This window comes from Pseudomonas helleri (assembly GCF_045830615.1).
GTDB classification, from domain to species: Bacteria; Pseudomonadota; Gammaproteobacteria; order Pseudomonadales; family Pseudomonadaceae; genus Aquipseudomonas; species Aquipseudomonas helleri.
Genome location: NZ_CP174501.1, coordinates 291,439 through 304,781, shown reverse-complemented (window position 1 = coordinate 304,781; position 13,343 = coordinate 291,439). Strand labels below are relative to the sequence as shown.

Sequence of the window (13,343 nt, the reverse complement as noted above, 5' to 3'; positions counted from 1 at the left end):
CTTGGCGCCAGTCAGTATCACGCCTACTATCGGGCCATCGTTTCGATAACAAGGACAACACCGTGACCACTGACTGGCTCTGCAAACACCACGACGATCTGGGCAAAGAACAGCTCTACGCCATTCTGGAGCTGCGCTCGGAAGTCTTCGTCGTTGAACAGAAATGCGCGTACCAAGATGTCGACGGCCAAGACCTGTCGGGCGATACGCTGCACGTGATGGGTTGGCAAGACGACAAGCTGGTGGCCTACGCCCGCTTGCTCGACCCCGAATCCCAGGGCGGCGACGTGGTCATTGGCCGGGTGATCATTGCGCCACAGGGGCGCGGGCAAAAGCTTGGGCACCGCCTACTGGAAGTGGCGCTGGAAAACATCGAAGAGTATTGGTCCGGGCAACCGATTTTCATGTCCGCGCAAGCGCACTTGCAGCCATTTTATGAGCAGCACGGGTTTCGGGCCGAAGGCGAGACGTACCTCGAAGATGACATCCCGCACATCGGCATGCGCCGGGCTTAAGGGTAACCGAGCACCTGCTTGATCTGCTCCAGGTGCTGGCCGACCCAGGCTTTGTCGATCGGCCCCCAGCTGTGAATCAGGTAGCGCCCGGCATGGTTGCGGGCGCCGTCCTGTTGTTCAAACTCACACACGATATCCAGATCGGCCAGGGCGGCAATGGTGTCCTGGGCCGTGCGGCGCGGCATGCCGGTGACGTCGGTCAGCGCTGGCACACTGCTGGCAGTTTGGCTGTCGATCAACCAGGCCACGTACAAACGCCGGTAAAAACTGCTTTTGGTTTTACTGACTTCCATTCAGAACTCCCGTTATGTAGTACGCCACCTGTAGGTGCGAGCTTAAGTGCGGGCATCGCGCCAGGTCAGGTACACCCGCAGGTCAAACTCCAGCTGGTGATAACCCGGCAGCATGTGTTCGCACAGTTTGTAGAACGCCTTGTTGTGGTCGGACTCTTTGAGGTGCGCCAGTTCGTGCACCACGATCATCTTCAAGAACTCTGGCGCAGCTTCCTTGAACAACGAGGCCACACGCAGTTCTTTCTTGGCCTTGAGCTTGCCACCCTGCACCCGCGAAATAGTCGTGTGCAAGCCCAGCGCACGGTGGGTGAGGTCGAGGCGGTTATCAAACAGCACCTTGTCAAAGGACGGCGCGTTGCGCAGGTATTCCTGTTTGATCTCGTGCGCGTAGGCATACAAGGCCTTGTCGCTCTGCACCGCATGGCGCTGTGGATAACGCTCGTTCAGGTAGCTGCCCAATTGGTCGCGCTCGATCAATTGGCGCACTTGATCCTGCAACGATTGGGGGTAAGCCTGGAGGTATTTGAGAACGGTCATGGGGCGCCAACGCACAGCGTAAAAGTTCGCCAGTGTAGCGAATCCAGCTTTTATGGCTACCTTGTCAGACGTTTACGTTGCCAAGAGGCGGACACTTCCGAGAAAGCGCGGGGACCGCAAGCGCTGCTTGCCGCATGGAAAGGCCGGGGGCTATCTTCTTGAGTCGCCGATGATCCCCGTGGAAGAGACATGAAAAAGACGACGCCCGACGGTCCTAAAGCAAAACGCATTCAGCGTGATGATCATCTGCACGATGATGCAACCCAAGACCTGCTCCAACGCCTGCGCGAAGACCCTCCCGTAGACCTGGAGACCTTGCAGCCGACGCAAGCGCAAGGCATCAGCCCTGAGTCACCGTTTGCCGTGCTGGCAGATGTTCGCGCCCTGCAAGCTTTGCAGCACGTGTCGATCATGCTCAAGGGGGCAGAAGAGGTGTCGGATGAAATCACCGAAATGGCCAGCGGCATCGAGCGCGGGCTGGTGTGGTCGCTGGTGCACTCGGTCGAGATGGCCCGCTCACTGGTAGACGCCCTGCTCAAGGGCAACGGCATAGATCCCGAAAAAATACACCACACCTTGTAGGAGCGAGCTCGCCTCGCGATCTTTTGATCGTTTAAAAGATCGCGAGACAAGCTCGCTCCTACAGATGAATCCGTGTGCCAGGCACAAAAAAGCCCGCATCGCTGCGGGCTTTTTCATGACGCTTAAGGCTTAGTTGACCTTGGCGTTCAGCTCACCTTTGAGGTAACGCTGGTACATGGCTTCCAGGGAGATCGGCTTGATCTTCGAGGCATTGCCAGCGGTGCCGAAGGCTTCGTAACGTGCGATGCACACGTCGCGCATGGCCGTTACGGTTGCGCCGAAGAACTTGCGCGGGTCGAACTCGCTTGGGTTGGTTGCCATCAGGCGACGCATGGCGCCAGTCGAGGCCAGACGCAGGTCGGTGTCGATGTTGACCTTGCGCACGCCGTACTTGATGCCTTCAACGATTTCTTCAACCGGCACGCCGTAGGTTTCTTTGATGTCGCCGCCGTACTGGTTGATGATCGCCAGCCACTCTTGTGGCACCGAAGACGAACCGTGCATCACCAGGTGAGTGTTGGGGATGCGCTTGTGGATTTCTTTGATGCGGTCAATCGCCAACACGTCGCCGGTAGGTGGCTTGGTGAACTTGTAAGCGCCGTGGGAAGTACCGATGGCGATGGCCAGGGCGTCCACTTGGGTGCGTTTTACGAAGTCTGCGGCTTCTTCCGGGTCGGTCAGCATTTGGCTGTGATCCAGAACGCCTTCAGCGCCGATACCGTCTTCTTCGCCCGCCATGCCGGTTTCCAGGGAACCCAGGCAGCCCAGCTCGCCTTCAACCGACACACCGCAAGCGTGCGCCAGGGCAACGGTTTGCTGAGTCACGCGAACGTTGTAGTCGTAGTCGGTAGGGGTTTTACCGTCTTCGCCCAGCGAGCCGTCCATCATGACCGAGCTGAAGCCCAGCTGGATGGAGCGCTGGCAGACGTCAGGGCTGGTGCCGTGGTCTTGGTGCATGCACACCGGGATATGCGGGAATTCTTCGATGGCCGCCAGAATCAGGTGACGCAAAAACGGCGCACCTGCGTACTTGCGCGCACCGGCCGAAGCCTGAACGATCACCGGGGAGTCAGTCTTGTCAGCGGCTTCCATGATCGCGCGCATCTGCTCAAGGTTGTTGACGTTGAAGGCTGGAACGCCGTAGCCGAATTCGGCGGCGTGGTCCAACATCTGGCGCATGCTGATAAGTGCCATTGTGTGTGTCTCTCCCGGACAAGGGTCGTTAATCGTGCAAGCCTGCCGTAGCGGCGGCTGCGATTCAAGTTATTGCAGATCGGGGGTTGGCCCCGGTGCTGCGAATTCGATGCGGCTGAAACGTTACAGCTCCAGCCCTGGCTGGTCGGCCCTATGTAGGAGCGAGCTTGCCTCGCGATCTCTTAAAAATTCAAAAGATCGCGAGGCAAGCTCGCTCCTACAGTATTAGCCTCAAGGACACCCGCGCCCTTTTGAGGCTTGCGGGGTCTCGTATTTTTCCAGCGCTTCAGGCCCTGAGCGTTTATTGACCAGCGGCACGCTCTGCGCCTGCCAGTCGGCCTGGTAGCAACCACTCTCTTCGGGAGTGGCGGCCTCTGCCGGCGGCGGGGCCGAACCGGCGCAACCGGCCAAAAAGCCCGCAACTATCAACAGCGGTAACAACTTGACCATGTCCATGCTTCCTTTCAGGGCCTGAGTCATAGTCAGGCTTTGGCGCGGCTTTCCAGAATTTCAACAGCAGGCAGTACCTTGCCTTCAACGAACTCCAGGAAGGCACCGCCACCTGTAGAGATGTACGAAATTTGATCAGCAATGCCGTATTTGTCGATGGCCGCCAGGGTGTCGCCACCGCCAGCAATCGAGAAGGCTTCGCTGTCAGCAATCGCTTGTGCCAGCACTTTGGTGCCGTTGCCGAACTGGTCAAACTCAAACACGCCTACCGGACCGTTCCACAAAATGGTTTTGGACGATTTCAGCAGGTCAGCGAAGTGCGCTGCAGTTTGTGGACCAATGTCCAGGATCATGTCGTCAGCGGCCACGTCGCCGATCAGTTTGACGGTCGCTTCGGCTGTTTCTGCGAATTGCTTGGCAACCACGACGTCGGTTGGCAGCGGCACGTTGACCTTGGCCGCGATGGCGCGGGCGGTGTCCAGCAGGTCGGGTTCGTACAGCGATTTGCCCACCGGGTGGCCGGCAGCCGCCAGGAAGGTGTTGGCAATGCCGCCGCCAACGATCAGCAGGTCGCAGATCTGGCTCAGGCTGTTCAGCACTTCGAGTTTGGTCGACACCTTAGAGCCGGCAACAATGGCCGCCATTGGCTTGGCCGGGGCGCCCAGGGCTTTGCCCAGTGCGTCCAGTTCAGCGGCCAGCAACGGGCCCGCAGCGGCAACCTTGGCGAACTTGGCAACGCCGTGGGTCGAGCCTTCAGCGCGGTGCGCGGTACCGAAAGCGTCCATCACGAACACGTCGCACAGGGCGGCGTATTGCTGGGCCAGTTCGTCAGCGTTTTTCTTTTCGCCCTTGTTGAAGCGCACGTTTTCGAACAACACGATGTCGCCCGCTTTAACGTCGACGCCGTTCAGGTAGTCGCTGACCAGCGGCACTTCGCGGCCCAGGGCTTTGCTCAGGTAGTCAGCGACTGGCTTGAGGCTGTTCTCGGCCGAGAACTCGCCTTCAGTCGGACGCCCCAGGTGCGAGCAGACCATAACCGCTGCGCCTTTTTCCAGGGCCAGCTTGATGGTCGGCAGCGAAGCAAGGATGCGCGCATCGCTGGCGACAACACCGTCCTTTACCGGGACGTTGAGGTCTTCGCGGATCAGTACGCGCTTACCTTGGAGATCGAGGTCGGTCATCTTCAACACGGTCATGGGTCGCAGTTCCTGAGGTTCTAATGTTAGAGAGCGGGTTTAGGGTGAGTGATGTGCAAATAGTGCTCGGCCACATCGATCATTCGATTGGCAAAACCCCATTCGTTGTCGAACCAGGCCAGCAGGTTCACCAGCCGTGGGCCGGAAACGCGGGTCTGGCTGGCATCGACGATGGCCGAATGCGGGTCGTGGTTAAAATCGCAACTGGCGTGCGGCAACTCGGTGTACGCCAACAGGCCTTTGAGCGGGCCGCTGGTGGCCGCCTCGCGCAACACGCGGTTCACTTCGGTGGCGTCGGTGTCACGCGCCGTGACCAGGGTAATGTCCAGACATGACACATTCAGGGTCGGCACACGCACGGCTTTGGCTTGAATCCGCCCGGCAAGTTCCGGCAATAAGCGCTCAATGCCTTTGGCGAGGCCGGTGGACACCGGAATCACCGACTGAAACGCCGAGCGTGTACGACGCAGGTCTTCATGGTGGTAGGCATCAATCACCGGCTGGTCGTTCATGGCCGAGTGAATCGTGGTAATGGATACGTACTCAAGGCCGAACGCTTCGTCGAGCAGGCGCAACAGCGGCACGCCGCAGTTGGTGGTGCACGAGGCGTTGGACACCAGGCGCTCGTCGCCGGTAAGGGTGTGCTGGTTGACGCCATACACGATGGTCGCGTCAACATCGGCTTCGCTGGCCATTGGCTGCGAGAACAGCACACGGGGTGCCCCGGCATCGAGAAAACGCTGGCCGTCAGCACGGGAGTGATAGACGCCGGAGCATTCCAGCACCAGATCCACGCCCAGCGCGGCCCAGTCGATACCTTCGGGGGTGGCACTGCGGAACACTTTCACGCAGTCGCCGTTGATATGCAGGCAGTCGCCTTCGATCCGTATGTCGCCGGGGAACCGGCCATGGGTGGAGTCGAAGCGCGTCAAATATTCGAGGCTGGCCATATCGGCCAAATCATTCAGTGCAACAATTTCAAACCCGGCAGCCGGCCCTCGCTCAAACAACGCACGCAAGACGCAACGACCAATCCGGCCGTAGCCGTTGAGTGCAACTTTGTAAGGACGCAGTTGAGGCATGGGGTTCTCTTATCAGGGTGTAAACACAACGATCCCCCGTAGGAGCTGCCGCAGGCTGCGATCTTTTGATGTTTAAAAGATCGCAGCCTTCGTACCTCGGTAGCTCCTACGGGGGGATTGCTTAGTCTTCCAGCAGCTCTTCAGCCTGACCCAGGATGTTTTCCACGGTGAAGCCGAACTCTTCGAACAAGGCAGGCGCAGGCGCCGACTCGCCGTAGGTGGTCATGCCGATCACGCGGCCTTCCAGGCCCACGTACTTGTACCAGTAGTCTGCGTGGGAGGCTTCGATCGCAATACGCGCGCTCACTTGCAGCGGCAGAACCGACTGCTTGTAGCCTGCATCTTGAGCTTCATACACGCTGGTGCACGGGATCGACACCACACGGACCTTGCGGCCTTGTTCGGTCAATTTCTCGTACGCCTGAACGGCCAGGCCGACTTCGGAACCGGCCGAGATCAGGATCAGCTCAGGCTCGCCTGCGCAGTCCTTGAGCACGTAACCACCGCGGTTGATGTTGGCGATCTGGCCAGCATCACGGGTTTGGTGGTTGAGGTTCTGACGCGAGAAGATCAACGCGCACGGGCCGTCGTTGCGCTCCAGGGCGTATTTCCAGGCCGCTGCAGATTCCACTGCGTCGGCTGGGCGCCAGGTGTCCAGGTTCGGCGTGGTACGCAGGCTGGTCAATTGCTCAACCGGCTGGTGCGTCGGGCCGTCTTCGCCCAGACCGATGGAGTCGTGGGTGAACACATAGATCACACGCTGCTTCATCAGGGCCGACATGCGGATGGCGTTGCGGGCGTATTCCATGAACATCAGGAAGGTCGCGCCGTAAGGCACCAGGCCGCCGTGCAGGGCAACGCCGTTCATGATGGCGCTCATGCCGAACTCACGTACGCCGTAGTACACGTAGTTGCCGCTGGCGTCTTCAGCGCTCACACCTTTGCAACCTTTCCACAGGGTCAGGTTGGAACCGGCCAGGTCAGCCGAGCCGCCCAGCAGTTCAGGCAGCAGAGGGCCAAAGGCGTTCAGGGTGTTTTGGCTGGCTTTACGGCTGGCGATGGTTTCGCCTTTGGCCGCGACTTCAGCGATGTAGGCGCTGGCCTTGGCATCGAAGTCGGCAGGCAGCTTGCCGCTCAGGCGACGGGTCAGTTCGCTGGCCAGTTCCGGGAACTCGGCAGCGTAGGCGGCGAAGCGCTTGTCCCACTCGGACTCAACGGCAGCACCGGCTTGCTTGGCATCCCATTCGGCGTAGATATCGGCCGGGATTTCAAACGGGCCGTGGTTCCAGTTCAGCGCAGTGCGGGTCAGGGCGATTTCGTCGTTGCCCAGTGGAGCACCGTGGCAATCTTCTTTGCCTTGCTTGTTCGGCGAGCCAAAACCGATGGTGGTTTTGCAGCAGATCAGCGTTGGCTTGTCGCTTTTACGCGCAGTGTCGATGGCGGTTTTGATTTCTTCCGGATCGTGGCCGTTAACGTTGCGAATCACTTGCCAGTTGTAGGCTTCGAAACGCTTTGGCGTGTCGTCGGTGAACCAGCCTTCAACTTCGCCATCAATCGAGATGCCGTTGTCGTCGTAGAACGCGATCAGCTTGTTCAGGCCCAAGGTGCCGGCCAACGAGCCAACTTCGTGGGAAATGCCTTCCATCATGCAGCCATCACCCAGGAACACGTAGGTGTGGTGATCGACAACGTTGTGGCCAGGACGGTTGAACTGCGCGCCCATGACTTTTTCAGCCAGGGCAAAGCCCACGGCATTGGCCAGGCCCTGACCCAGCGGGCCAGTGGTGGTTTCTACGCCCGGCGTGTAACCGAACTCCGGGTGGCCCGGGGTACGGCTGTGCAGTTGGCGGAAGTTTTTCAGGTCGTCGATCGACAGGTCATAGCCGGTCAGGTGCAACAACGAGTAGATCAGCATCGAGCCGTGGCCGTTGGACAGCACGAAGCGGTCACGGTCAGCGAACGAAGGATTGCTCGGGTTGTGCTTCAGATAATCGCGCCACAGTACTTCGGCGATATCCGCCATACCCATAGGGGCACCTGGATGGCCGCTGTTGGCTTTTTGCACGGCATCCATGCTGAGTGCACGAATGGCGTTGGCACGCTCACGACGGCTGGGCATCGCTGTTCTCCTGGGTATTGAAAGTTAAATCGAAACGGAAAAAAGGTGAGCATTTTCCCTCACCCACCGCCTTCGGGGCAATGACAGATAGTCGCTTGAAGCGTTTTTCATGCGCTTAACCGTTCAACCTGTTGAAGATCGGACATTTCATTTCGTTATTGAGTGCAGGTCATCCGACCAACGAACCGGTTATCGATCAATATCAAAAAGTTTTGATATTGAACTTGCGAGGTGTGAGACGGGTAACTAGACTGCGCCCCCATGAACTTACGCGTGCCTTCTATCCGCCATGACGATTGCGACGAGCTCTCCGCCCTGTGCAAGGCCGGAGGTGACCCGCTGCGACTCAATGTGCTGCGCGCGTTGGCCAACGATTCATTTGGAGTGCTGGAACTGACGCACATATTTGCCACCGGCCAGTCAGGCATGAGCCACCACCTCAAGGTGTTGTCCCAGGCACAACTGGTGGCCACGCGTCGCGAAGGCAATGCCATTTTTTATCGTCGTGCCCTGCCCCACACCGAACTGCTGGGCGGCAAGTTGCATGCTGCATTGCTGGAAGAGGTCGACAACCTGACCCTGCCCGCCGACGTGCAAGCGCGCATCAGTGCCGTACATGGACAACGAGCAGCGGCCAGCCAGGACTTTTTCTCGCGTATCGCCGAGAAATTTCGAGCTCAACAGGACTTGATCGCTGGCGTGCCACAGTATCGGGACAGCGTGTTGACGCTGCTCGACAAACAGAGCTTCAGCCCAGCTGCCACGGCCCTTGAAGTCGGCCCCGGAGACGGCAGTTTCTTGCCCGACCTGGCCCAACGCTTCCAGCACGTCACGGCACTGGACAACAGCTCGGTAATGCTTGAGCTGGCCCGCCAGCTGTGTGAACGCGAGTCACTGAACAACGTCAGCCTGCTCCTGGCCGACGCGCTGCACGATGCGCACCTGCAGGCCGATTGCGTGGTGGTGAACATGGTCTTGCACCATTTCGCGGCACCGGCCGATGCACTCAGGCAACTGGCCACCTTGTTGAAACCTGGCGGTAGCCTGCTGGTAACAGAGTTGTGTAGCCATAATCAGGCGTGGGCCCGCGAGGCTTGCGGCGATCTGTGGCTAGGTTTTGAACAAGATGATCTGGCCCATTGGGCCACCGCTGCGGGACTCGTTCCCGGGGAAAGCCTCTATGTAGGCTTACGTAATGGTTTCCAGATTCAGGTCCGCCACTTTCAGCGGCCGGCTGGCGACACTCACCATCGGTAAATATTAGGAAACCGTCGAGATGAGCGAATACTCCCTTTTCACCTCCGAGTCCGTGTCTGAAGGGCATCCGGACAAAATCGCCGACCAGATTTCTGATGCGGTGCTGGACGCCATCATTGCTGAAGACAAGCACGCCCGTGTGGCCTGCGAAACTCTGGTGAAAACCGGTGTGGCAATCATTGCAGGCGAAGTCACCACTTCGGCCTGGGTTGACCTGGAACAGATCGTTCGTGACGTGATCACCGACATTGGCTACACCAGCTCCGACGTCGGTTTCGACGGCGCGACCTGCGGTGTCATGAACATCATCGGCAAGCAGTCCCCTGACATCAACCAGGGTGTTGACCGCGCCAAGCCTGAAGATCAGGGCGCCGGTGACCAGGGCCTGATGTTCGGCTACGCCAGCAACGAAACCGACGTGCTGATGCCAGCACCGATCACCTTCTCGCACCAACTGGTTCAGCGCCAGGCTGAAGCCCGTAAATCCGGCCTGCTGCCGTGGCTGCGCCCGGACGCCAAGTCTCAGGTAACCTGCCGTTACGAAAACGGTAAAGTGGTTGCCGTTGACGCCATCGTGCTGTCGACCCAGCACAACCCGGAAGTGTCGTACAGCGACCTGCGCGAAGGCGTGATGGAGCTGATCGTCAAGCACGTGTTGCCGGCTGAACTGCTGCACAAAGACACCCAGTTCCACATCAACCCAACTGGCCAGTTCATCATCGGTGGCCCGGTGGGCGACTGCGGCCTGACCGGCCGCAAGATCATCGTTGACACCTACGGCGGCATGGCCCGTCACGGCGGCGGCGCGTTCTCGGGTAAAGACCCGTCCAAGGTTGACCGTTCGGCGGCTTACGCCGGTCGTTACGTGGCCAAGAACATCGTGGCTGCCGGCCTGGCTGAGCGTTGCGAGATCCAGGTTTCCTACGCAATCGGCGTCGCTCAACCGACTTCGATTTCGTTGAACACCTTCGGTACTGGCAAAGTCTCTGACGACAAGATCATCAAGCTGGTGCGTGAAGTGTTCGACCTGCGTCCTTACGCCATCACCACCATGCTCGACCTGCTGCACCCGATGTACCAGGAAACAGCCGCTTACGGTCACTTCGGCCGCACGCCGCAGACCAAAACCGTTGGCAACGATACCTTCACCACGTTCACGTGGGAGCGTACCGACCGCGCTGAAGAACTGCGCGCCGCCGCTGGTTTGTAAGTAAGCCAGAAGCCCCGGACAGGTCACTGTCCGGGGTTTTTTTGTGTCTTTTTTTTGGCATTCGAAACACTCGGCAATCCTCTGCCCAAGCGCCACGGCCATCCTCCACTAGCCTTAAGCGTTCACTCCGGGCAAGGACGCTCATGATGCTGGCCATACTCCGCGTTATCAGTGGGCTTTTGCTCGCGTGTCTCAGCTTCAACACCCTCGCCAACCCCTGCGCCGACGAGCAAGCCCTGCGCCAGCAACTCAAGGTGTGGGACGACAGTTACCACCGCTTGGGGGTTTCTCTGGTCAGTGACGCGGTGTACGACCAACTGCGCAGCCGCCTGGAACTCTGCCGAGCTGTGGATAACCCGTTGCAAACGGCAAGCGGCCCGGTGGCTCATCCCGTGGCGCAAACCGGGCTGGCCAAACTCGCGGATGAGCGCACCGTTGAACACTGGATCAAGGGCCGTCAGGACCTGTGGGTGCAGCCCAAAGTGGATGGCGTGGCCGTCACCCTGATCTACCACCAAGGGCAACTACAGCAGGTCATCAGCCGCGGCGACGGGCTTAGCGGGCAGAACTGGACGGCGGCTGCACAGGTGATCAGCGCCATCCCGCAACGCTTGCCACAGCCTGTGGACATGTTGTTGCAAGGTGAACTCTATTGGCGGGTGCCCGGCCATGTTCAGGCCAGGGCGGGCAGCGTCAACGCGCGCAGCACCGTGGCCGGGCTGATGGCCCGCCATGCGCTGAGCCCTGAACAAGGCCAGGGCATTGGCCTGTTCGTATGGGATTGGCCCCAAGGCCCGCAGGCGCAAAGCGAGCGACTGGCACGATTGGCCGAGCTGGGTTTTACTGACAGCCAGGCCTACAGTCAGCCCATCGACCATCTGGACCACGCCCGACACTGGCGCGAGCATTGGTTTAACACCCCGCTGCCGTTCCCCAGCGATGGTGTGGTGTTGCGCCAAAGTCAGCGCCCGGCCGCCGAACGCTGGCAAGCCAAACCACCCAACTGGGCCGCCGCGTGGAAATACCCGCATGCCCAGGCGCTGAGCGAAGTACGTAAGGTTACATTCAACATTGGCCGCACCGGGCGCATCACGCCCATGCTGGAGCTGACCCCGGTGCGCCTTGATGACCGCACGATCAAACGCATTAGCGTGGGCTCGCTGCAACGCTGGCAAGATCTGGATATTCGCCCCGGCGACCACGTGGCCATCAGCCTGGCGGGCATGACCATTCCTAGGCTCGACAGCGTGGCCTTGCGCGCCAGTGAACGAGTTGAAGTCCTGGCGCCCCAGCCCAATAACTTCCATGCCTTGAGCTGCTGGTCGGCAACACCGGGCTGTGAACGTCAGTTTTTGGCGCGGCTCAATTGGCTTAGCAGCAAGAAGGGTTTGGCCATGCCGTTTGTCGGGCCCGGCACTTGGAATTCGCTGATTCAAGCCGGTGAGGTCAATAACCTGCTCGATTGGTTGACCCTGGACGCCGCCCGGCTTGCTAACATTGGCGGCTTCGGCGAGCGCAGCAGCGAACGTTTGCTCGCCAGTGTGCACGCGGCGCGGCAACAACCGTTTGCTCGATGGGTAAAAGCCCTTGGCTTGCCGCCCACCGGCGATGCGCCGTTGGGGCAGTCATGGCAAGCGCTGGTCGCGCGCGATGAACAGGCCTGGCAGGCGTATGCCGGGATAGGTGCCCAGCGTGCTGCGCAATTGACTGAATTTATGCGTGAGCCGAACGTACAGGCTTTAAGTGAACAGTTACGGGCTGCCGGAATTGCCGGTTTCGACTAGAAACTGCCCACAGCGTTACGCGAGGCGTATGCTGCGTCCGGGTTTTAAATTGTGTGTATTGTCATTATTTTTGTCACGGAGCTTTTTATGAAACGTTTTTCACCGCTTGTTCTCTTGACTGTTTGCGGCCTGCTGGCCGCCCCTGTGATGGCTGCCGACCCTGCTCCAGAGTTGACCGGTTGCGCCGCTAAAAAACAAGCCATCACCCTGCAACTTGAACAGGCACGCGCCCACGGTAACAGCAACCAAGCGGCCGGCCTGGAAAAAGCCCTGAGCGAAGTGACGGCGAACTGCACCGACGCAGGCCTGCGCAAAGAGCGTGAAAACAAGGTGCTCGACGCCAAGCACGAAGTCAGCAAGCGCCAGGCCGACCTGGACAAAGCCATGAAAAAAGGCGATCCGGAAAAAATCGACAAGCGCAAAACCAAGCTCGCCGAGTCACGTAAAGAGCTGCAAGAAGCGCTGGATCAGCTGGACAAGTAAGTCGCTGAACCGCCCTGTAGGAGCGAGCTTGCCTCGCGATCTTTTAACAATCAAAAGATCGCGAGGCAAGAGAGTGTGCCCACTCAGTGATTCCTGAATGCCTTGTGGCACGCACTGCACGTGTCCTGAACCTTCTGCACCGCAGGCGTCAGGTGGCTGGCTGAGTACGGCTGCTGCTGGCTGGCGATCACCAGCGCTCCTGTCGCTGCCTCCAGCTCGCGGGCCAATGCTTCAAACCGTGCCTGTTGCTGCCAGACTGCGTCGGTGGCGCTGGTTTTATCGGAGTCCTTCACCTGCGGGAAATGCGCCCACGGCTGATACGCCAGCGCATCGAGCTGCATGGCGGCTTCAGCAAAGCGCGGACCGTTAAACGGTACCCGGCCCTTCAACATGCCGCTCAGCTCTTCACTGGTACTGAGCATTTGTTTGAAAATCGCTTTACGCTGACCCAGCGGTGAGTCCGGATCAATGCCGCCACACGCCGACAGCGTCAGGCAGGCCAGCAACACAATGCAACATTGTTTAAAAGTCATGGTGGCTTCACGTCACGAAAATCGGTCGCCAGTATCCTCGTGTCACTCGCAAAGACCAATACCCCTATTAAATATACGGGTTGCCTCGACGGTTATCTGACCTCGGCA

At 59.4% G+C, this 13,343-nt stretch carries 14 protein-coding genes; 6 read left to right on the top strand and 8 right to left on the bottom strand.

The genetic code is table 11. The features are described 5' to 3' along the window. Positions 1-62: 62 nt before the first annotated feature. Positions 63-515 carry a GNAT family N-acetyltransferase gene (locus tag ACJJU9_RS01445; protein WP_048370847.1) on the top strand — a complete coding sequence of 151 codons (453 nt, stop codon included), beginning with the start codon at positions 63-65 and terminating at the stop codon, positions 513-515. Here the strand turns inward: ACJJU9_RS01445 and ACJJU9_RS01440 are convergent. Beyond that, on the bottom strand, positions 512-808 hold the full coding sequence (locus ACJJU9_RS01440) for a helix-turn-helix domain-containing protein (RefSeq protein ID WP_048370849.1): 297 nt from the start codon (positions 806-808) through the stop codon (positions 512-514). The two genes, ACJJU9_RS01445 and ACJJU9_RS01440, sit on opposite strands and share 4 nt — an antisense overlap. A gap of 42 nt (positions 809-850) precedes the next feature. Further along, positions 851-1,345 carry a YgjP-like metallopeptidase domain-containing protein gene (locus tag ACJJU9_RS01435; RefSeq protein WP_048385012.1) on the bottom strand — a complete coding sequence of 165 codons (495 nt, stop codon included), beginning with the start codon at positions 1,343-1,345 and terminating at the stop codon, positions 851-853. 189 nt (positions 1,346-1,534) lie between these two features. Between ACJJU9_RS01435 and ACJJU9_RS01430 the strand changes: the two genes are divergently transcribed. Then, positions 1,535-1,927 carry a hypothetical protein gene (locus ACJJU9_RS01430; protein WP_353232957.1) on the top strand — a complete coding sequence of 131 codons (393 nt, stop codon included), beginning with the start codon at positions 1,535-1,537 and terminating at the stop codon, positions 1,925-1,927. Positions 1,928-2,056: 129 nt separating this feature from the next. Here the strand turns inward: ACJJU9_RS01430 and fba are convergent, their stop codons facing one another. From fba to tkt, 5 genes are all read right to left on the bottom strand, one after another. After that, complete coding sequence (fba, locus tag ACJJU9_RS01425; protein WP_131060610.1) at positions 2,057-3,121, bottom strand: class II fructose-bisphosphate aldolase; 1,065 nt, start codon at positions 3,119-3,121, stop codon at positions 2,057-2,059. Positions 3,122-3,352: 231 nt separating this feature from the next. Beyond that, the gene (locus ACJJU9_RS01420; RefSeq protein WP_048370857.1) at positions 3,353-3,571 is read right to left on the bottom strand and encodes a hypothetical protein; all 219 of its coding nucleotides are present in this window, start codon (positions 3,569-3,571) and stop codon (positions 3,353-3,355) included. A 32-nt stretch (positions 3,572-3,603) separates the two neighbouring features. After that, the gene (locus ACJJU9_RS01415; protein ID WP_123750837.1) at positions 3,604-4,767 is read right to left on the bottom strand and encodes a phosphoglycerate kinase; all 1,164 of its coding nucleotides are present in this window, start codon (positions 4,765-4,767) and stop codon (positions 3,604-3,606) included. Between the two features lie 26 nt (positions 4,768-4,793). After that, entirely contained in the window at positions 4,794-5,849 is a 1,056-nt protein-coding gene (epd, locus tag ACJJU9_RS01410) for an erythrose-4-phosphate dehydrogenase (protein ID WP_407729904.1), read from the bottom strand. 121 nt (positions 5,850-5,970) lie between these two features. After that, on the bottom strand, positions 5,971-7,968 hold the full coding sequence (tkt, locus tag ACJJU9_RS01405) for a transketolase (protein ID WP_407729903.1): 1,998 nt from the start codon (positions 7,966-7,968) through the stop codon (positions 5,971-5,973). A gap of 261 nt (positions 7,969-8,229) precedes the next feature. Here tkt and ACJJU9_RS01400 point away from each other — a divergent pair, with 261 nt between their 5' ends. The 4 genes from ACJJU9_RS01400 to ACJJU9_RS01385 all read left to right on the top strand — a co-directional run bounded on the left by ACJJU9_RS01400 (position 8,230) and on the right by ACJJU9_RS01385 (position 12,702). Next, the gene (locus ACJJU9_RS01400; protein WP_048370865.1) at positions 8,230-9,225 is read left to right on the top strand and encodes a metalloregulator ArsR/SmtB family transcription factor; all 996 of its coding nucleotides are present in this window, start codon (positions 8,230-8,232) and stop codon (positions 9,223-9,225) included. 19 nt (positions 9,226-9,244) lie between these two features. Then, positions 9,245-10,435, top strand: coding sequence for a methionine adenosyltransferase (gene metK / locus ACJJU9_RS01395; protein WP_153375467.1), 1,191 nt, complete (start codon positions 9,245-9,247; stop codon positions 10,433-10,435). Between the two features lie 146 nt (positions 10,436-10,581). Then, positions 10,582-12,219 (top strand): NAD-dependent DNA ligase LigB, encoded by a 1,638-nt coding sequence (ligB, locus tag ACJJU9_RS01390; protein ID WP_407729902.1) that lies wholly within the window; start codon positions 10,582-10,584, stop codon positions 12,217-12,219. A gap of 87 nt (positions 12,220-12,306) precedes the next feature. After that, positions 12,307-12,702 carry a DUF1090 domain-containing protein gene (locus tag ACJJU9_RS01385; protein ID WP_048370869.1) on the top strand — a complete coding sequence of 132 codons (396 nt, stop codon included), beginning with the start codon at positions 12,307-12,309 and terminating at the stop codon, positions 12,700-12,702. 83 nt (positions 12,703-12,785) lie between these two features. Here ACJJU9_RS01385 and ACJJU9_RS01380 read toward each other — a convergent pair whose 3' ends face one another. Beyond that, positions 12,786-13,235: a cytochrome c gene (locus tag ACJJU9_RS01380; RefSeq protein WP_048370870.1), complete on the bottom strand. Its 450-nt coding sequence runs from the start codon at positions 13,233-13,235 to the stop codon at positions 12,786-12,788. Positions 13,236-13,343 lie beyond the last annotated feature (108 nt).